The organism is Caballeronia jiangsuensis, assembly GCF_046030135.1.
Taxonomy (GTDB): domain Bacteria; phylum Pseudomonadota; class Gammaproteobacteria; order Burkholderiales; family Burkholderiaceae; genus Caballeronia; species Caballeronia jiangsuensis.
The window spans coordinates 1-18,774 of record NZ_JAQQDB010000034.1 but is presented as its reverse complement, the minus strand read 5'-3'; the positions used below and the strand labels follow the sequence as shown (position 1 = coordinate 18,774).

The following is an 18,774-nucleotide window of genomic DNA, read 5'->3' as shown; positions in this document are numbered from 1 at the left end:
CCGCTGAAACGGATGACGAGGCTCACGGCTGCGGCTTTTCCACGATCACGCGGCGCTCGTCGCGTGCGATCAGTTGCATCGGCACGTGGCGCGCGCTCAGTTCGTCGTAACGTGACGGCGACATCAGCGCGAGCGCGTAGCGCTGCGAATCCCACAACTTGACCCACTCGTCGATGCTCGGTACCCATTTCTGCGGTTCCGTGCGCACACCGAAGCCCAGTTCGTCGGCCTCAGCGACCATGATCATGGTGTGGCCGAGGTAGAAGGGCATCGTGTGATCGAGCTTCGCGACCCCATAGAACGGCGTGTCGGGCGGCAGCTTCGCCATCGCGGCTTTGACGGCGGGCACGAGCCGCACACCGGAGCTTTGCGTACCGAAGACGTCGTGCCCGGAGCCTGCGATCGTGCCGAGCAGCAGCCACGCCGCGCCCAGTCCCGCCGCGCCCGCGAGCACGCTGCGCCGGTTCAGCCAGATCGCGAACACCGTCACGACGAATGCAACGGCGAGGCCCGCATACACCCAGATCTGGAACTCGCGATACAGCACGTTCGGCGTGTTGGCGCTGCCCGCGCGGCCGATGAAAATGGCGCCGAATGCCGCCGCGACGAGGAATACCGCATAGCCGATCAGATGCATGCGGTAGCGCGCCTGCGTGAGCGATGGCAGATAAAGCCCGATCACGAGCGCGATGGCGGGCGCGACCGGCAGCACGTAGGAAACGAGCTTGGAGTGCGACGCGCTGAAGAACAGGAAGATGAACGCGGCCCAGACGAGCAGCAGTGTGACCGGCGCGAAGCCGTTCGGCTGGCGCGGCGTCTTCAGGCCGTGACGCACGCTCTGAAAGGTGATCGACAGCCACGGCAAAAAGCCGACGATCAGCACGGGCACGAAGTAGTAGAACGCGCCCGGACGATTCTGCTCGGGCGTCAGATAGCGCTTGAACTGCTGAACGATGAAAAAGAAGTTGAAGAACTCCGGGTTCTTCATCTGGACGAGCGCGAACCAGGGGCCGGTGACGATCAGGAACACGATCAAACCGCTGCCGATATAGAGCCGTCTCCAGAGCGCCCAGTCCCGCGAGACGAGCGAGTACAGGACGAGAACCGCGCCCGGCAGGATCAGGCCGACCAGTCCCTTGGACAGCACGGCGGCGCCCATCGCGGCCCAGCAGAGCCACATCCACAGGCGCACTTCACGCGTCGGCAGGCCGGGGCGCTGGGCGAGCAGCAGCGCGCAGAGCGTCAACTGCATCCAGAACGACAGGCCCATGTCGAGCGTGTTGAAGTGGCCCATCAGGTTCCAGTACGGGCAGGTCGCGAGGATGACCGCGGCGGCGAAGCCCGTCATCGCGTTGAATACGCGCGTGCCGGTGTAGCCGACGAGCAGCACGCCCGCGAAGCCCGTGAGCGCCGTATAGAGCCGCGCCTGCCATTCGCCGATGCCGAACCACGCAAAGGAGAGCGCGTTCGCCCAGGTTTGCAGCGGCGGCTTTTCGAAATATTTGTAGCCGTTGTAGCGCGGCGTGATCCAGTCGCCGGTCACGAACATCTCGCGCGCCATTTCGGCGTAGCGGCCTTCGTCGCTCGGCACGAGATGACGATAACCAAGCGGCGCGAACCAGATGATCGCGAGCGCGAGTACGAGAAGAATGAGCGAAAGACGCGTGAGCGGTAGCCGGGAAGGCGTATCGTTCATGAAGTCGACCTGTCCGATGCCGCGATGCGCGGCGCTAGTGAAACGAAATGGGCGATGATCGCGGGCTGCGTGAGACTACAGTACGCGCCTGCTCAGGCATGCATTTTCGCTGTGAGTTCGCGAGTTGCGGCGCGCTACGTCCGAAGCGACTCCGCCGAATGCCCACCGAACACCCACGCCGGGCGGGAGTGTAGCGCACAGCCGGCCCGCATTCTTTAAATTCGATACGCGGCGGGCGCGGGCGCGGGCCGATGTCGGATGAGCGGCGGAAGTCTGCCACCGCTTCCTTAGCATTTCCTTAGGCTTTCCTCAGGCTTCGATCAGGAGCGCGGCCGCCACGCGCCGGCCCTCGGACATCAGAATGTTGTAGGTGCGGCACGCCGCGCCGAAGTCCATCGTCTCGACGCCGATGCGTCGTTTCGACAGTTGAGCCGTGAGCCGCGGATGCGGAAAGCGCAGCCGCGATCCGCTGCCGAAGATGACGACTTCCGGCGCCGCCTGGACGAGCGCATCGAAATGTTCGGACGTGAGCGCCTCGAACGACGACACCGGCCACGCCACGACGGGCGTCTCGGGCATGACGATCACGCTGCCTTCGTGTCTTTCGAGATTGATCGCCACGAAACCGTCTCCGTAGCTCGTGATGGTATTGAGCGCCTTGTTGGATTCCTGGTGCAGTTTCAAAACGATGATCCGGCAAGAGAAAGGGTGACGGCCCAGGGTCTGCGGCAACAGCGAAGGACTGGTCAGACGCGTTCCTTTGGTGCATTGCGGAACTGGGCCATAATCAGTAAATTATAACTTTTCGGCTGCCGGGCTTGCTCGTGCGCCATTCCGTTGCGCTCGCGTGCCGCCACAAGCCGCCTCCGACACGCAATCCGGTCCGCATCGCCCATGCCCTACCTGGCGCGGCGTCTAAAATGCATCGTTCGGCGCTCGGGAACGCGCGAGTCGTCCGGGCGAGCCGCCTTCAGGCTTCAAGTCCGGTTTTCATCGCAACGCCCGTCCGCTGTCCGCGCGCGAGGCTGTTCGCCCGAATGCCGAGCAGCACCTGAGCGACATCAGAACAACCAGTCCGCATCAACACCCAGACCCAGAGCGCCAGCCGTGAAACCGATTCTCAAATCCAACAAGCTGCAAAACGTCTGTTACGACATTCGCGGGCCCGTGCTCGAACACGCGAAGCGCCTCGAAGAAGAAGGCCACCGCATCATCAAGCTGAACATCGGCAATCTGGCGCCGTTCGGTTTCGAGGCGCCGGACGAGATCATTCAGGACATGATCCGCAATTTGCCGGGTTCGTCGGGCTATTCGGATTCGAAGGGTGTGTTCGCCGCGCGCAAGGCGATCATGCATTACACGCAGCAAAAGGGCGTGACGGGCGTCGAGCTTGACGATATCTACATCGGCAACGGTGCGTCCGAGCTGATCGTGATGGCGATGCAGGCGCTCCTGAACGACGGCGACGAAGTGCTCCTGCCCGCGCCGGACTATCCGCTGTGGACGGCCGCCGTGAGCCTGTCGTCGGGCACGCCGCGCCACTATATGTGCGACGAGAGCAACGGCTGGATGCCCGATCTCGACGACATCCGCGCGAAGATCACGCCGAACACCAAGGCGCTCGTCGTCATCAACCCGAACAACCCGACGGGCGCGCTGTACTCGGACGAGTTGCTGCGCGAGCTGATCGGCATCGCGCGCGAGCACGGGCTGATCATTTTCGCGGACGAGGTCTACGACAAGATCGTCTACGACGGCGAAACGCATACGTCGATGGCCGCGCTGTCCGAAGACGTGATCACGGTCACGTTCAACAGCCTGTCGAAGAGCTACCGTTCGTGCGGTTATCGCGCGGGCTGGATGGCGATTTCCGGGTTGATCGAAGAGAACCGCCGCCGCGCGAAGGATTATCTGGAAGGCCTGGGCATTCTCGCGTCGATGCGGCTGTGCCCGAACGTGCCCGGCCAGTACGCGATCCAGACCGCGCTCGGCGGCTATCAGAGCATCAACGACCTGATCGTGCCGGGCGGACGTCTCTACAAGCAGCGCGAGCTCGCCTACGACATGCTCACGGCCATTCCGGGCGTGAGCTGCGTGAAGCCGCAGGCCGCGCTCTACATGTTCCCGAAGCTCGATCCGAAGATGTACCCGATCCAGGACGACCAGCAGTTCATCACGGACCTGCTGCTCGAGGAGCGTGTGCTGCTGGTGCAGGGCACGGGCTTCAACTGGCCGACACCGGATCACTTCCGCGTGGTCTTCCTGCCGAACGTCGACGATCTCGCGGATTCGATCAACCGCATCGCGCGCTTCCTCGACGGCTATCGCAAACGACATTCCGCTTAATCTCTCTTTTAAAGACTCGCCCTGCATGGAACCGATCAAAGTAGGACTCTTGGGCTTCGGCACGGTCGGCAGCGGCACCTTCACGGTGCTGCGCCGTAACCAGGAAGAAATCAAACGACGCGCCGGACGCGGCATCGAAATCGCGCGCGTCGCGGTGCGCACGCCGGCGAAGGCCGAGGCCGCGAAGCAGGCAGGCATCGCGGTGACGGACGACTTTGGCGCGGTCGTCGACGATCCTTCCATCGATATCGTGTGCGAAATGATCGGCGGCACGGGCTTCGCGCGCGAGCTGGTGCTGCGCGCGATCGCCAATGGCAAGCATGTCGTGACGGCCAACAAGGCGCTGCTCGCGGTGCACGGCACGGAGATTTTCGAAGCGGCGCGCGCGAAGGGCGTGATGGTCGCGTTCGAAGCGGCGGTGGCGGGCGGCATTCCGATCATCAAGGCGCTGCGCGAAGGGCTGACGGCGAATCGCATCGAGTACATCGCGGGCATCATCAACGGCACGACGAACTACATTCTCTCGGAGATGCGCGACCGCGGCCTCGACTTCGCGACCGCGCTGAAGGCCGCGCAGGAGCTCGGTTACGCCGAAGCCGATCCGACCTTCGATATCGAAGGCGTCGACGCCGCGCACAAGGTCACGATCATGAGCGCGATCGCGTTCGGCGTGCCGGTGCAGTTCGATCGCGCGTATGTGGAAGGCATCAGCAAGCTGGCGGCCATCGACATTCGTTACGCGGAGGATCTCGGCTATCGCATCAAGCTGCTCGGCATCGCGCGGCGCACGGAGAAGGGCATCGAATTGCGCACGCATCCGACGCTGATTCCCGCCAAACGCCTGCTCGCGAATGTCGAAGGCGCGATGAATGCGGTCGTCGCGCATGGCGATGCGGTCGGCACCACGCTCTACTACGGCAAGGGCGCGGGCGCGGAGCCGACTGCTTCCGCCGTGGTCGCCGATCTCGTCGACGTGACGCGCCTGCACACGGCCGATCCGGAGCATCGCGTGCCGCATCTGGCGTTCCAGCCGGATAGCCTCTCGAACACGCCGATCCTGCCGATCGACGAAGTCACGAGCGGCTATTACCTGCGCCTGCGCGTCGCGGACGTAACAGGCGTGCTCGCGAACATCACGCGCATTCTCGCGGACAAGGCCATCTCCATCGACGCGTTGCTGCAGAAGGAATCGGAAGAGGTCGACGGCGCGAACAAGGGCGAAACCGACATCATCCTCATCACGCACGAAACGGTGGAAAAGAACGTGAACGCGGCGATCGCGGAGATTGAAGCGCTGTCCACGGTCGTTTCGAAGGTGACGAAGCTGCGCATGGAAGCGCTCAACTAAGGGCAAGCAAGATGAACTACATTTCGACGCGCGGCGCCGGCAGCAACGAGCGCCACACGTTCTCGGACATTCTTCTCGGCGGCCTGGCGAAAGATGGCGGGCTGTATCTGCCGGCGCAATATCCGCGCGTATCGGCCGATGAACTCGCGCGCTGGCGCACGCTGTCGTATGCGGATCTCGCATTCGAAGTGCTGTCGAAGTTCAGCGACGACATTCCCGCCGACGACCTGCGCTCGCTCACGCGCAAGACCTACACCGCGCAGGTGTACAGCAACGTGCGCCACGAAGAGAGCGCCGTGCAGATCACGCCGCTCAAGACGCTCGGCGAGGAAAACGGCACGACCTTGTCGCTGCTGGAACTCTCGAATGGCCCGACGCTCGCCTTCAAGGACATGGCGATGCAACTGCTCGGCAATCTGTTCGAGTACGCGCTGGCGAAGCACGGCGAGACGCTGAACATCCTCGGCGCGACTTCGGGCGACACCGGCAGCGCCGCCGAATACGCGATGCGCGGCAAAAGCGGCGTGCGCGTCTTCATGTTGTCGCCGCACAGGAAGATGAGCGCGTTCCAGACCGCGCAGATGTTCTCGCTGCAGGATCCGAACATCTTCAATCTGGCCGTCGAGGGCAACTTCGATAGCTGTCAGGACATCGTGAAGGCCGTATCGAACGATCACGCGTACAAGGCGAAGCACAAGATCGGCACGGTCAATTCGATCAACTGGGCGCGCGTCGTCGCGCAGGTCGTGTACTACTTCAAGGGCTACTTCGCCGCGACGGCGAGCAATGACGAGCGCGTGTCGTTCACGGTGCCGTCGGGCAATTTCGGCAATGTGTGCGCGGGACATATCGCGCGCATGATGGGCTTGCCGATCGATCAGCTCGTCGTCGCGACCAACGAGAACGACGTGCTCGACGAGTTCTTCAAGTCGGGCGTGTATCGCGTGCGCGGCGCGGCGGAGACGTATCACACGACGTCGCCGAGCATGGATATTTCGAAGGCATCGAACTTCGAGCGCTTCGTGTACGACCTGCTCGGCCGCGATCCGGCGCGCGTGCTGCAACTGTTCCGCGATGTCGAGGAGAAGGGCGGCTTCGATCTCGCGGCGAGCGGCGATTTCGCGCGCGTGCGGGAATTCGGCTTCGTGTCGGGCAAGAGCGATCACGACGACCGCGTGAACACCATCCGCGACGTGTACGAGCGCTACCAGACGATGATCGACACCCACACCGCCGACGGCGTGAAGGTCGCGCGCGAGAACCTGAAGCCGGGCGTGCCGATGATCGTTCTGGAAACCGCCCAGCCGATCAAGTTCGGCGAGACGATCCGCGAGGCGCTCAATCGCGAGCCGGAGCGGCCGTCGGCGTTCGCGGGACTTGAAAAACTGCCACAAAGGTTCGATATCGTTCCTGCGGATGCGGGCGTGGTGAAGGCTTTCATCGCCGAGCGCACCTGATCGGGGAGGCACGTCCGCCTCGTGCGGATTTATCGCGAAGACGCACGGGGCGCGGCCAGTCTGGACCGCGCCCTTTTTCATTCGATGCGCGGCGGAAGCGGGTTTCAAGCCTCGACCCCCGTTAAATCCCGCCAAAAGCTGCTAAAATCTTAGGTTTTTCGTCGTACCCCATTCAAAAGGACGCGCCGTGCTGTCTACCGCCAATATCACCATGCAATTCGGGCCCAAGCCCCTCTTCGAGAACATCTCGGTCAAGTTCGGCGAAGGAAACCGCTATGGCTTGATCGGCGCCAACGGCTGCGGCAAGTCGACCTTCATGAAGATTCTTGGCGGCGATCTGGAGCCGAGTGCGGGCAACGTCATGCTGGAGCCGAACGTCCGTCTCGGTAAACTGCGCCAGGATCAGTTCGCGTACGAAGACATGCGCGTGCTCGACGTCGTGATGATGGGCCACACGGAAATGTGGGCCGCGATGACCGAGCGCGACGCGATCTACGCGAACCCGGACGCCACCGACGACGACTACATGCGCGCCGCCGAACTCGAAGCCAAATTCGCCGAATACGACGGCTACACGGCCGAAGCGCGCGCGGGCGAACTGCTGCTCGGCATCGGCATCAACATCAACGATCACAACGGCCCGATGAGCAACGTCGCGCCGGGCTGGAAGCTGCGCGTGCTGCTCGCGCAGGCGCTGTTCTCGAAACCCGACGTGCTGCTGCTCGACGAGCCGACCAACAACCTCGACATCAACTCGATCCGCTGGCTGGAAGACGTGCTCAACCAGTACAACTCGACGATGATCATCATCTCGCACGATCGACACTTCCTGAACCAGGTCTGCACCCACATGGCGGACATGGACTACGGTACGCTGAAGGTCTGGCCGGGCAACTACGACGACTACATGCTCGCATCGACGCAGGCGCGCGAGCGTCAGCAGGCAGCGAACCAGAAGGCGAAGGACCGCGTGGCCGATCTGCAGGATTTCGTGCGCCGCTTCTCGGCGAACAAGTCGAAGGCGCGTCAGGCGACCAGCCGCCTGAAGATGATCGACAAGATCAAGATCGAGGAATTCAAGCCGTCGTCGCGTCAGAATCCGTTCATCCGTTTCGAGTTCGAGAAGAAGCTGCATAACATCGCGGTCGTAGCCGAGGATCTGACCAAGAAGTACGACCGGACGATCTTCCAGAACTTCTCCCTCTCCGTGCAGCCGGGCGAGCGCATCGCGATCATCGGCGAGAACGGCGCGGGCAAGACCACGCTGCTCAAGTCGCTCAAGGGCGCGCTGGATCTCGATCACGGCACCGTGAAATGGGCGGAGAACGCGAACGTCGGCTACATGCCGCAGGACACGTACGAAGAGTTTCCGAAGGACGAGACGCTGACCGAGTGGATCGACCAGTATCGCAAGGAAGGCGACGACGAGCAGATGATGCGCGGCACGCTCGGCCGCCTGCTGTTCAATGCGGACGACATCAAGAAAAACGTGAAGGTGCTGTCGGGCGGCGAGAAGGGCCGCATGATCTGGGGCAAGCTGATGCTCGGCCGTCACAACGTCCTGATGATGGACGAGCCGACCAACCACATGGACATGGAGTCCATCGAGTCGCTGCAGATCGCGCTCGACAAGTTCGAAGGCACGCTGATTTTCGTGTCGCACGACCGCGAGTTCGTGAGCGGACTGGCGAACCGGATCATCGAAGTGAAAACCGATGGCACGCTGCGCGATTTCGGCGGGAATTACGAGGATTTCCTGTCGAGTCAGGGGATTCAGTAATCTCCCTGCTTACGTAGGCATCGAAGCGGCCCGTCTCGAAAGAGCGGGCCGTTTTTCATTGCGCTCAGAGCCTGTCATTCCGAAACCGCATCGCCGTGCCTTCGCTCGTGATGCGAGTCCAGATCGCGCGTTTCTCCTCGTCGGAGAGGAAAACCCAGTTGGACACCTCGCCCGCGGTGCGGCCGCAGCCTTTGCAGACTTCGTCGAAAAGCGTGGAGCACACGCCGATACAGGGGCTGTCGGGCAGGTCGTGAAGATTCGAAGACATTGGGCTGACTCGTGACCGCATCGTCGCCGGAAAAGAGGGCGAGAACGCGGCGTTCAAATTCGTAAAAAAAACTCAACGCGCGATACTGTAGCCTATCCGCGCGATCCAGTGATTTCGCTGGTTGTAATCGAGGATGTCCTCGCCGTAGCCGTTGAAGTAACTCACGAACAGATAGCCGCCCCATGCGCTGCCGATCAGCTTCGCGAGCGGGTACGTGAGCTGCGAATCGACGCTGCCGTACCAGTGCTTCGTACCCTTGCGCAGTGTCGTGGCGAGCTGCCATCCGTCCGGGCTGCCGTACTTCACGAGAAAATCGACATAGCCGCGATAATTTGCGATGTCCTCGTTGCCGGACTTCGACAGGTAGTAATAGAACTTCGGCGACAGCGTCAGGTGGTTGCTGTTCAGGTCGCCGAAATCCCAGGTCGGGCGCACGAACGCGATGTTGATCGAGCGCGAATCGTCGCCGCTCCTGCCATTCGACTCGTGTCCGAACCCCGCCGACACGCCCATGCGCGTGAAGAGCGCACTCTTCCAGCCGGTGTCCTCCACGTAGTAGAACAGTTGCGGCTGAAAACTGATGTCGCGGAAGGGCACGGACTCGGCGGAGAGGTTCCAGATCGCCGTCTGCGTGTAACCGAAGTAGAGATTGTCCAGCAAGCCACGCGAGCGCGGGTCGTCGGGCAGATGCAGGCGATATTTGAAGCTGAACTGAAATTTCGCGAGGTTGTCGCCGTTCTTGCCGTCCGCGAAGTACATCGGCTCGAAGGTGGAAAGGCGGCCGGAGAGCATCGTGTCGGTGGTGGTCGTCGGCACGGCTGCGGTGTTGGCGGCGGCGCTGGCGCTCGCGAGTTGCGCGGGCGTCGTCGCCTGGGTCTCGCGACGCTCGGCCGCGGCGACTTGCGTCTGCGTGTCGCTCCGATTGATCGTGACGAGCATCGGCGATGCATCGAAGCCGACCGGATCGATCTTCACCGTGCCGCGCGCCGAATCCGGCCAGGGCGCGGTAAAGCGCACGCGGCGATATTGGCCGGGCGCGAGCCGCAGACGGTCCGGCACCCTGGGATCGCGTTCGAGCGTGAGCGGCGCGGGCGGCAGATCGCCGTTCGTCAGATTCACGGTCAATTGTCTGGGCACGTCGACGGTGAGGGGTTTCGCGTCATCGTCGGTGTAGAGGAGCGTCAGTTCGAGCGGCTGCGAGGCGGCCGCTTCGCGTGCGGGCTGAAGCACCGCGACGGTCGCGTGAGCCGCGCCGCTTGCGCCGATGGCGGCGAAAAGAAATGCAAGCGTGCGTGCGCGGACGGAAAAGGAAATAGATCGTGGGCCTTGAGCCATATGGTTTGTGTCCTGTTTTTGGGCGGAGGCGAGCGCCAGAACGGTCTGACAACGCGAGCCGCGTCACGATCCCGACATCGACACGAAATCAGAAAGCTCAGCCCGGAAACACCGCCTGCCACAGCATCGCGCCGTTCAATGCGACGATCACGCCCACGCACGCCCACGCGAGCGCGAGCGGCACGCGCGCGACGCGCCAGCGGCCCATCAGCCCTGCATCGGAGGCGAAGCGCACGAGCGGAATCACCGCGAGCGGCAATTGCAGGCTCAGCACGACCTGCGTCGCGACGAGCAGCGCGTTCGAGCCGTGCTGCCCGAAGCTCGCCACCGCGACGAGCGCCGGGCCGATCGCGAGACCGCGCGTCAGCAGCGCCCGTGCCCAGCGCGCCATCTTCAGCTGCAAGAAGCCTTCCATGACCGCCTGGCCGGCGAGCGTGCCGGTCACCGTCGCGTTCAGGCCGCAGGCGAGCAGGGCGGCGGCGAATACGACACCCGCCCAATGGCTGCCGACGAGCGGCTCGATGAGCCGGTGCGCATCGGCGAGATCGTCGACGTCCGTATGGCCGGTCGCGTGGAACACGGCCGCCGCGACCACCAAAAGCGACGCGTTGACGATGAACGCGAGCCCGAGCGCGCCGAACGTGTCGATGTTTACGCCGCGCAGCGCCCGCCCGATCGCCGCGTCGTCGCGAGGGTCCGCGTGGTCCTTGACGAGCGCCGAGTGCAGATAAAGGTTGTGCGGCATCACCGTCGCGCCGAGCACGCCCGCCGCGAGCCAGAGCATGCCCGCATCCCGCAGCAGCTTGCCCGAGGGCGCGAGCCCGCGCATCGCGTCGCCCCAGACCGGATGCGCGAGCACGAGTTCGACAACAAAGCAGAAACTCACGAAGAAGATCAGCGCGGTCACGGCGCGCTGCAACGGGCGTCTGCCGCGGCTTTGCAGCGCAAGCATCGCGAACGTCGCGACCGCCGAGATCAGCACGCCCACGGTCAGCGAGAAGCCGAATAGCAGTTGCAGCGCGACCGCACTGCCGACGACCTCCGCGACATCGCACGCGATGATCGCGATTTCGCACGCGATCCACAGCACGAGCGTCGTGCGCCGGCTGTAGCGCTCGCGGCAGAGTTGCGCGAGATCGCGCCCGGTCACCACACCCACGCGCGACGCGATCCATTGCAGCAGCATGCCCATCAGGCTCGCGAGCAGCACGACGAAGAGCAGCGAGTAGCCGTAGCGCGCGCCGCTCGCGAGCGCCGTCGCCCAGTTGCCGGGATCCATGTAGCCGACGGCGACGAGCGCGCCCGCGCCCGCGAAGGAATACCAGCGTCCGTGCGGGCGCGGGTCCCGTCGGCGGTCCTCGCGGCTCGCCGCGGGCGACGGCGCGTCGGACGGCGCGGCGGAAAGCTGGGCGAGCACGGACGGATTGGTGTTCATGCGGAAAGCGGCCTCGAATAGCGATGCAACGGCGGCGTCGATTCAGTCGTATGCGCGTGCGTTGCCGGTTCAGAAGACGCCGCACTTCGCGGCGCACGTCGAATTGGCTCGCAACAACTGTTCCGCTGGCTATTCGTCAGGCGCGGGCGCCCATTCGCGGGCGCCGGAGGCCGATTGCGAATGATGACATTGCATCGGGCTTACGCGATCGCGTCCCCTTTTGACGAGTGTGGTTTTATCAGGTGCCGCCGGGGCCGATTAAGGGCTAAAATGCGCGCTCTTTCCTGCCGGCCGCGCGTCGCGCGAAGCCGTCGAGAAGCCCGCCTGGCAAGACTGTCGCCGCACCGCGCAAGGGCGTGTACATTTTGCGCGACACGCGACTCTTTATTTTTTGTCGGGCATGCGTTTAATGGTAGTTTTTCGGGGTTTTAAGGGAGTCGCGGCCAGATCGGCGATGAGACGAAGCGCCGGGCCGGCGCAGCGCGACACCGTGACAAGTCGGAACAAGGGAGAATCGAAATGAACCAGAAACTGGCGGGCCGCACGGCCAAGCTGGCGGGCGCACTGGCATGCGTCGCGATGCTGACTCCGCTCGCGGCATCCGCGAAGGACACGCAGTTGAATGTGTACAACTGGTCCGACTATATCGCGAAGGACACGATTCCCAACTTCACCAAGCAGACCGGCATCAAGGTGAAGTACGACAACTACGACAGCGACGACACCCTTCAGGCCAAGCTGCTCACCGGCCGTTCGGGCTATGACATCGTGGTGCCGACGAGCAATTACGCGGGCAAGCAGATCGCCGCGAACATCTTCATGCCGCTCGACAAGTCGAAGCTGCCGAACCTGAAGTATCTCGATCCCGACCTGATGAAGCTCGTCGAGGGCGCCGATCCGGGCAACAAGTACGTGGTGCCCTGGGCCTACGGCACGACGGGCCTCGGCTACAACGTCGACAAGGCCAAGCAGATTCTCGGGCCGAATGCCGAGCTGAACAACTGGGACATCCTCTTCAAGCCCGAGAACATCTCGAAGCTGAAGGCGTGCGGCGTCTCGGTGCTCGACGCACCGGACCAGATGTTCGCGGCGGCGCTCCATTACATCGGCAAGGATCCGATGAGCACGAATCCGGCCGATTATCGCGAAGCGCTCGCGATGATGAAGAAGATCCGCCCGTACATCACGCAGTTCAACTCGTCGGGCTACATCAACGACATGGTCGGCGGCGACATCTGCTTCACCTACGGCTGGTCGGGCGACGTTGTGATCGCGAAGCATCGCGCGGTCGAGGCGAAGAAGCCGTTCAAGATCGAGTACTACATTCCGAAGGGCGGCGCGCCCGTATGGTTCGACGTGATGGCGATCCCGAAGGACGCGAAGAACAAGGACGCCGCGCACGAGTGGATCAACTACATCGAGACGCCGCAGGTTCACGCCGCGATCACGAACGCGGTCTACTACCCGAGCGCGAATCTGGAAGCGCGCAAGTATGTGGACAAGGACGTCGCGAACGATCCGGCCGTGTATCCGCCGCAGGACGTCATCAAGACGCTGTTCCTGCTGAAGCCGCTGCCGCCTGAAATCCAGCGCCTGCAGACGCGGCTCTGGACGGAATTCAAGTCCGGCCGATGAATCCCAAAAGCCGGTTATTCTTTTGAATCGACGAAGCCCCTGGACCGCCGGGGGCTTTGTTCGTGATCGCATCGCATGGAAGCAGGGAGTCGAACAGGCAATCATGAGTGAGCAGTCGAGCGCGTTGAAGACAGCGCCTAATTCCGGCCGGCGCGAGCCGGGCATTTCTCCATCGGCCCAGGGCACGGACGAGAACTTCGTGCAGATCGTCGACGTCGTGAAGAAATTCGGCGAGACGACGGCCGTGCGGGGCGTCAACCTGTCGGTGAAGAAGGGCGAGCTGTTCGCGCTGCTCGGCAGCTCGGGCTGCGGCAAGTCGACGCTTTTGCGCATGCTCGCCGGGCTCGAGTCGGTGACCGAAGGGCAGATCCTGATCGACGGCGAAGACCTCGCGAAGATGCCGCCGTATAACCGGCCGGTGAACATGATGTTCCAGTCCTACGCGCTCTTTCCGCACATGAGCGTGGAATCGAATGTCGCGTTCGGGCTGAAGCAAGAAGGCGTGAAGGGCGGCGAGCTGAAAGACCGCGTGAACAACGCGCTCGAACTCGTGCAGATGGGGAAGTTCGCGAAGCGCAAGCCGCATCAGTTGTCGGGCGGCCAGCAACAGCGTGTCGCGCTTGCGCGCAGTCTCGTGAAGCGCCCGAAGCTGCTGCTGCTCGACGAGCCGATGTCCGCGCTCGACAAGCAGATCCGCCAGCGCACGCAGATCGAGCTCGTCAACATTCTCGATCAGGTCGGCGTCACCTGCATCATGGTGACGCACGATCAGGAAGAGGCGATGACGATGGCCAATCGCCTCGCCGTGATGAGCGAAGGGCAGATCGTGCAGCTCGGCACGCCGCACGAGGTCTATGAATATCCGAATACGCGCTTTTCGGCGCAGTTCATCGGCTCGACCAATCTCTTCGATGGCAATGTCGTGGAAGACGAGCCGGATCACGTCTTCGTCGAATCGCAAGACTTGCCCGTGCGTCTTTATGTGAGCCACGGCATCACCGGGCCGCTCGGCATGCCGGTGACGATCTCCGTGCGCCCCGAACGCATCGCGCTCACGCGCAAGCCGCCCGAAGGCACGTACAACTGGGGTCGCGGCAGGGTGACGAACATCGCGTACATGGGCGGCTACACGCTTTATCACGTGACGCTCGATTCGGGCAAGGTCGTGGTCGCGAACCTGTCGAGCCTCGCGATCGGCGAGATCGATTCGCCCACCTTCGACGACGAAGTCTACGTGCGCTGGAGCGCGTCCGCGGGCGTGGTGCTGACCTCATGATGAAGCTGCTCAAGCGCATGGGCGTGTCGGGGCGCACGCTCGTCATCGGCGGGCCGTATCTGTGGCTCCTGCTGCTGTTCTTCGTGCCGTTCCTGCTCGTCGTGAAGATCAGCTTCGCGGACAGCCAGCTCGGTATTCCGCCGTACACGGATCTCGTGTCGATGGAACAAGGCGTGATGCATATCGCGCTCGACTTCGCGCACTACGCGTTCCTCGTGCAGGACAGCCTGTACTTCGCGACCTACATGAACTCGCTGCTGGTCGCGGCCGTGTCGACGCTGCTGTGCCTTCTGATCGGCTATCCGATGGCGTATTACATCGCGCGCTCGAATCCGTCGTCGCGCAACATTCTGATGATGGCGGTGATGCTGCCGTTCTGGACGTCGTTTCTGATTCGCGTGTATGCGTGGATCGGCATTCTCAAGAACAACGGCCTGCTGAACAATTTCCTGATGTCGATCGGCCTGCTGCATTCGCCGATCGAGCTGTATCACACGAATATCGCGGTGTATATCGGCATGGTGTATTCGTATCTGCCGTTTCTCGTGATGCCGCTCTACGCGCATCTCGTGAAGATGGACCTGACCTTGCTCGAAGCCGCTTACGATCTCGGCGCGAAGCCGTGGAAGGCGTTCGTGCAGATCACGTTGCCGCTGTCGAAGAACGGCATCATCGCGGGCTGTCTGCTCGTGTTCATTCCGGCGGTGGGCGAGTACGTGATTCCCGAGCTGCTCGGCGGCGCGGACACGTTGATGATCGGCCGCGTCATGTGGAACGAGTTCTTCAACAACGCCGACTGGCCGATGGCGTCCGCCGTCACCTGCGCGATGGTCCTGCTGCTGCTCGTGCCGATGGCGCTCTTCCAGCACTTCCAGGCGAAGCAACTGGAGGAGAAGCGATGATCAAGCCCAGCCGTTCATTGCAGATCACCGCGCTCGGCCTCGGGTTTGCGTTCCTCTATATCCCGATCCTGAGTCTCATCGTCTATTCGTTCAACGACTCGCCGCTCGTCACCGTGTGGACGGAGCCGTCGCTCAAGTGGTATCGCGCGCTCATCACGGATGACGAGCTGATCAACGCCGCGTGGCTGTCGTTGCGCATCGCGTTCTTTACGGCGTGCGCGTCGGTCGTGATCGGCACGTGGGCGGGTTTCGTGCTGGCGCGCATGGGACGCTTCAAGGGCTTCACGCTCTACGCGGGCATGATCAACGCGCCGCTCGTGATTCCCGAAGTCATTCAGGGCATTTCGCTGCTGCTGCTGTTCGTGGAAATGGCGAAGCTCATCGGCTGGCCGGATCGCGGCTTCTTCACGATCTGGATCGGGCACGTGATGCTGTGCATTTCGTATGTGGCGATCATCGTGGAATCGCGCGTGCGGGAGTTGAATCCGTCGCTGGAAGAAGCCGCGCTCGATCTCGGCGCGACGCCGCTGCGCGTGTTCTTTTCGATCACGCTGCCGTTGATCTCGCAGGCGCTCGTCGCCGGCTGGCTGCTGTCGTTCACGCTGTCGATCGATGATCTCGTGCTGTCGGCGTTCCTGTCCGGCCCGGGCTCGACTACGCTGCCGCTCGTCGTGTTCTCGCGGGTGCGACTGGGTCTGAATCCCGAGATGAATGCGCTCGCGACCTTGTTCATCGCGCTCGTGACGATCGGTGTGGTCGCGGCGAATGCGTTCATGCAGCGCAGCGAGCGCAGAAGGCTCGCGGGCGTGATGTAACGCTAGAAAGTACACGAATGGAAACGCGGCCCCTGTACGGGGCCGCGCGCATTTCAGGCGTTCGCCAGGTGCTTCGCGAAGGTCGCCGGATCGGTATTGGTACCGCACAACAGCACGCCGACGCGCTTGCCCTGCAAACGCTCGCGCAGCGGGCCGAGCAGGGCGGCGGTGGCCGCCGCGCACGCCGGTTCGACCGCGAGCTTGAGTTCGCTGAAGAGTTGCAGCATGCCATGCCGCAATGCATCGTCCGACACGGTCACGATATCGTCGATATGCCGCCGGCACAGTTCATAGCTGTACTGCTCGGTGTGCGGGGCCATCAGCGAATCGGCGATGCCGTGCATCGCGCCCATCTTGATCGTGTGATTCGCTTCGAAACTGCGCTTCATCGCGTCCGATCCTTCCGGCTCCACGCCGAAGACGTGCAGCGACGGATTCGCGAGACGCATCGCCGTCGATACGCCCGCGGCGAGGCCGCCACCGCCGATCGGCAGGATCACGGCGTCGAGATCGGGCGCTTGCGAGGTCCACTCGTAGCCGAGCGTCGCCGTGCCGAGCACCGTGCGATAGCCGTTGAACGGATGGATGAAGACGCGTCCTTCTTCCGCTTCGACGCGTCGCACGACATCGAATGCCTCCGCGACGTTCTCCGCGAACACCACTTCCGCGCCGAAGCGCCGGCACAGCGCGACGCGCGCCGGACTCGCGCTCTTGATGATCACGACTTTCGCACCCACGCCCATGCGCTGCGCCGCGTAGGCCACGGCCACCGCGTGATTGCCCGCCGACACGCAGGTGACGCCCGCCGAGCGTTCGCTTTCCGAAAGCGCGAGGATGTTCGAGAACGCGCCGCGCGCCTTGAACGTGCCGCTCGCTTGCAGCAGTTCGAACTTGAACGTGATCGGCGTGCCTTCGAGCGTCGGAAAATCGTGACGCTCGAAGGTCGGCGTGCGCGCGACCCAGGGCGTGAGCGCCATGTGCTGCTCGGCGATTTCGTCGAGCGTCGGAATCGGCGTGCCGTCGATCGTATTGTCGGAATGCTGCGTGGCAGTGGACATGGCTTTTTGTTCTGAAGAGTCAGCGAGCCTGTGCTTCGACGGACATGCTGTGAATGAATTTGCCGAGGAACGCCTCGCACTGGACGAGCTGTTCGAGCGACACGTACTCGTTCGCCTTGTGCGCCTGCTCGATATTGCCCGGACCGCACACGATGCTCGGCACGCCGGCATTGGCGAACAGACCCGCTTCGGTGCCGTAGGCGACCTTGTGCTTGTCCTGATCTTGCGTGAGCGCGCGCACGAGTTGCGTGATCGCGGCCTGCTCGGTGGCGTCGAGGCCCGGCGCGGACGCGAGTTTCGTGAATTCGATAGCCGCCTTGCCGTGCTCTTTCAGCATTTTCGGCAGCAGCGTGTCGTGCGCGTACGCCTCGATGCGTCTGAAGATCTGGTCGGGATCTATCGTCGGCAGATTGCGGAACTCGAACTCGAAGTTGCATTCGGCGGGCACGGTGTTGATTGCGTTGCCGCCTTTGATCGTGCTCGTCTGACCGGTGGTGAAGGGCACGTCGTAGAGCTCGTCGAACGGACCCTTCGCGCGGAACTCGTCGACGAGATCGCGGATGTGACAGATGAGCCGCGCCGCATATTCGATGGCATTCAGGCCCTTCGGCGTCAGTGACGAGTGCGCGGCGAACCCGCGCACGCAGCAGTGATATGTGTTGATGCCTTTATGCGCGATGATCGGGCGCATCGATGTCGGCTCGCCGACGATGCAGCCGTCCGGTTTCACGCCACGCTTTTGCAGGTCCGCGATCATCAGCGGCGCGCCGGCGCAGCCGACTTCTTCGTCGTAGGACAGCGCGAAGTGGATGGGTTTGGCGAGCTTCGTCGCCTGCATTTTCGGCAGCATCGCGAGCGCCGCGCCGATGAAACCTTTCATGTCGCACGAGCCGCGGCCGTAGAGCAGGCCATCGCGGACTTCGGGCTTGAACGGATCGCTCTGCCAGTCCTGACCGTCGACCGGCACGACATCGGTATGACCCGACAGCACGATGCCGCCGTTGGTCTCGCCGTCGTGCGCCGGGACCGTGGCGAAGAGGTTCGCCCACTGGCCGCGCGGATCGTTGGTGATGGTCGCTTCGATGCCAGCGTGGCGCAACTCGTCGCGAACGGTTTCGATCAGGCCGAGGTTCGGATTGCGGCTGACTGTATCGATGGAGACTAGCCGTTCGATCCACGGCAGGGAAATGGGCGTTTCGGTGCTGGATTGAGCTTCGGGATGCGCCGCATTAGCGGTTTGGGACATTTTTTTGGCTCCGGCGGGTAGGGTTTGATCATAGCCCAAATGTGGGGTGCTGGCCCGCAGCTGGGGGCTTTTGGGGTTTGGGTTTTTGGGTTTCGCTGGATCCCGTTTTCGCGTCGGTCTATTAGCGTTGCCCCTGTGCGGGGCGGCAGTCACTTTCTTTGCTGCTGCAAAGAAAGT

16 protein-coding genes are annotated in these 18,774 nt (G+C 63.0%); 9 read left to right on the top strand and 7 right to left on the bottom strand.

What is annotated here, in order from left to right; genetic code table 11:
- Positions 1–22 precede the first annotated feature (22 nt).
- Together PQR08_RS28540 and PQR08_RS28535 are read right to left on the bottom strand one after the other, a co-directional pair.
- Positions 23–1,696, bottom strand: coding sequence for a glycosyltransferase family 39 protein (locus PQR08_RS28540; protein WP_250483529.1), 1,674 nt, complete (start codon positions 1,694–1,696; stop codon positions 23–25).
- A gap of 309 nt (positions 1,697–2,005) precedes the next feature.
- Positions 2,006–2,380 carry an Mth938-like domain-containing protein gene (locus tag PQR08_RS28535; protein WP_238215617.1) on the bottom strand — a complete coding sequence of 125 codons (375 nt, stop codon included), beginning with the start codon at positions 2,378–2,380 and terminating at the stop codon, positions 2,006–2,008.
- Positions 2,381–2,803: 423 nt separating this feature from the next.
- On the opposite strand from PQR08_RS28535, the gene PQR08_RS28530 reads away from it, so the two are divergent.
- The 4 genes from PQR08_RS28530 (at position 2,804) to PQR08_RS28515 (ending at position 8,627) form a co-directional block, all read left to right on the top strand.
- Positions 2,804–4,042, top strand: a complete 1,239-nt coding sequence (locus PQR08_RS28530; RefSeq protein WP_238215619.1) for a pyridoxal phosphate-dependent aminotransferase — start codon at positions 2,804–2,806, stop codon at positions 4,040–4,042.
- Between the two features lie 25 nt (positions 4,043–4,067).
- Entirely contained in the window at positions 4,068–5,390 is a 1,323-nt protein-coding gene (locus PQR08_RS28525) for a homoserine dehydrogenase (RefSeq protein ID WP_187604810.1), read from the top strand.
- Positions 5,391–5,401: 11 nt separating this feature from the next.
- A complete protein-coding gene (gene thrC, locus PQR08_RS28520) occupies positions 5,402–6,847 on the top strand; it encodes a threonine synthase (protein WP_250483528.1) in 1,446 nt (481 codons plus the stop codon).
- A gap of 187 nt (positions 6,848–7,034) precedes the next feature.
- Positions 7,035–8,627 carry an ABC-F family ATPase gene (locus tag PQR08_RS28515; protein ID WP_238215624.1) on the top strand — a complete coding sequence of 531 codons (1,593 nt, stop codon included), beginning with the start codon at positions 7,035–7,037 and terminating at the stop codon, positions 8,625–8,627.
- 64 nt (positions 8,628–8,691) lie between these two features.
- Here PQR08_RS28515 and PQR08_RS28510 read toward each other — a convergent pair whose 3' ends face one another.
- From PQR08_RS28510 to PQR08_RS28500, 3 genes are all read right to left on the bottom strand, one after another.
- Positions 8,692–8,895: a DUF1289 domain-containing protein gene (locus PQR08_RS28510; protein WP_250483527.1), complete on the bottom strand. Its 204-nt coding sequence runs from the start codon at positions 8,893–8,895 to the stop codon at positions 8,692–8,694.
- Positions 8,896–8,967: 72 nt separating this feature from the next.
- A complete protein-coding gene (locus tag PQR08_RS28505) occupies positions 8,968–10,230 on the bottom strand; it encodes a phospholipase A (protein WP_250483526.1) in 1,263 nt (420 codons plus the stop codon).
- A gap of 97 nt (positions 10,231–10,327) precedes the next feature.
- Positions 10,328–11,665, bottom strand: a complete 1,338-nt coding sequence (locus tag PQR08_RS28500; protein WP_250483525.1) for an Nramp family divalent metal transporter — start codon at positions 11,663–11,665, stop codon at positions 10,328–10,330.
- On the opposite strand from PQR08_RS28500, the gene PQR08_RS28495 reads away from it, so the two are divergent.
- From PQR08_RS28495 to PQR08_RS28475, 5 genes are all read left to right on the top strand, one after another.
- A complete protein-coding gene (locus PQR08_RS28495; RefSeq protein WP_250483524.1) occupies positions 11,664–11,849 on the top strand; it encodes a hypothetical protein in 186 nt (61 codons plus the stop codon). The two genes, PQR08_RS28500 and PQR08_RS28495, sit on opposite strands and share 2 nt — an antisense overlap.
- 335 nt (positions 11,850–12,184) lie before the next feature.
- The gene (locus PQR08_RS28490; protein WP_187604804.1) at positions 12,185–13,300 is read left to right on the top strand and encodes a polyamine ABC transporter substrate-binding protein; all 1,116 of its coding nucleotides are present in this window, start codon (positions 12,185–12,187) and stop codon (positions 13,298–13,300) included.
- Between the two features lie 103 nt (positions 13,301–13,403).
- On the top strand, positions 13,404–14,576 hold the full coding sequence (locus PQR08_RS28485) for an ABC transporter ATP-binding protein (protein ID WP_250483523.1): 1,173 nt from the start codon (positions 13,404–13,406) through the stop codon (positions 14,574–14,576).
- Positions 14,573–15,478, top strand: a complete 906-nt coding sequence (locus PQR08_RS28480; RefSeq protein WP_187604802.1) for an ABC transporter permease subunit — start codon at positions 14,573–14,575, stop codon at positions 15,476–15,478. The genes PQR08_RS28485 and PQR08_RS28480 overlap by 4 nt, the downstream gene beginning before the upstream one ends.
- Positions 15,478–16,293, top strand: coding sequence for an ABC transporter permease subunit (locus tag PQR08_RS28475; RefSeq protein ID WP_250483545.1), 816 nt, complete (start codon positions 15,478–15,480; stop codon positions 16,291–16,293). The genes PQR08_RS28480 and PQR08_RS28475 overlap by 1 nt, the downstream gene beginning before the upstream one ends.
- Positions 16,294–16,346: 53 nt before the next feature.
- Here PQR08_RS28475 and PQR08_RS28470 read toward each other — a convergent pair whose 3' ends face one another.
- Together PQR08_RS28470 and argE are read right to left on the bottom strand one after the other, a co-directional pair.
- Positions 16,347–17,351, bottom strand: a complete 1,005-nt coding sequence (locus PQR08_RS28470) for a threonine/serine dehydratase family protein (protein ID WP_187604801.1) — start codon at positions 17,349–17,351, stop codon at positions 16,347–16,349.
- A 19-nt stretch (positions 17,352–17,370) separates the two neighbouring features.
- On the bottom strand, positions 17,371–18,597 hold the full coding sequence (argE, locus tag PQR08_RS28465) for an acetylornithine deacetylase (RefSeq protein ID WP_250483522.1): 1,227 nt from the start codon (positions 18,595–18,597) through the stop codon (positions 17,371–17,373).
- Between the last annotated feature and the right edge of the window lie 177 nt (positions 18,598–18,774).

Bases quoted from the DNA above. Each gene is read 5' to 3' on its own strand.
- PQR08_RS28500 (WP_250483525.1), bottom strand. From the start codon at position 11,665: ATGAACACCAATCCGTCCGTGCTCGCCCAGCTTTCCGCCGCGCCGTCC.
- PQR08_RS28505 (WP_250483526.1), bottom strand. From the start codon at position 10,230: ATGGCTCAAGGCCCACGATCTATTTCCTTTTCCGTCCGCGCACGCACG.
- thrC (WP_250483528.1), top strand. From the start codon at position 5,402: ATGAACTACATTTCGACGCGCGGCGCCGGCAGCAACGAGCGCCACACG.
- PQR08_RS28485 (WP_250483523.1), top strand. From the start codon at position 13,404: ATGAGTGAGCAGTCGAGCGCGTTGAAGACAGCGCCTAATTCCGGCCGG.
- PQR08_RS28510 (WP_250483527.1), bottom strand. From the start codon at position 8,895: ATGTCTTCGAATCTTCACGACCTGCCCGACAGCCCCTGTATCGGCGTG.
- PQR08_RS28480 (WP_187604802.1), top strand. From the start codon at position 14,573: ATGATGAAGCTGCTCAAGCGCATGGGCGTGTCGGGGCGCACGCTCGTC.
- argE (WP_250483522.1), bottom strand. From the start codon at position 18,597: ATGTCCCAAACCGCTAATGCGGCGCATCCCGAAGCTCAATCCAGCACC.
- PQR08_RS28525 (WP_187604810.1), top strand. From the start codon at position 4,068: ATGGAACCGATCAAAGTAGGACTCTTGGGCTTCGGCACGGTCGGCAGC.
- PQR08_RS28495 (WP_250483524.1), top strand. From the start codon at position 11,664: ATGCGGAAAGCGGCCTCGAATAGCGATGCAACGGCGGCGTCGATTCAG.
- PQR08_RS28540 (WP_250483529.1), bottom strand. From the start codon at position 1,696: ATGAACGATACGCCTTCCCGGCTACCGCTCACGCGTCTTTCGCTCATT.
- PQR08_RS28490 (WP_187604804.1), top strand. From the start codon at position 12,185: ATGAACCAGAAACTGGCGGGCCGCACGGCCAAGCTGGCGGGCGCACTG.
- PQR08_RS28470 (WP_187604801.1), bottom strand. From the start codon at position 17,351: ATGTCCACTGCCACGCAGCATTCCGACAATACGATCGACGGCACGCCG.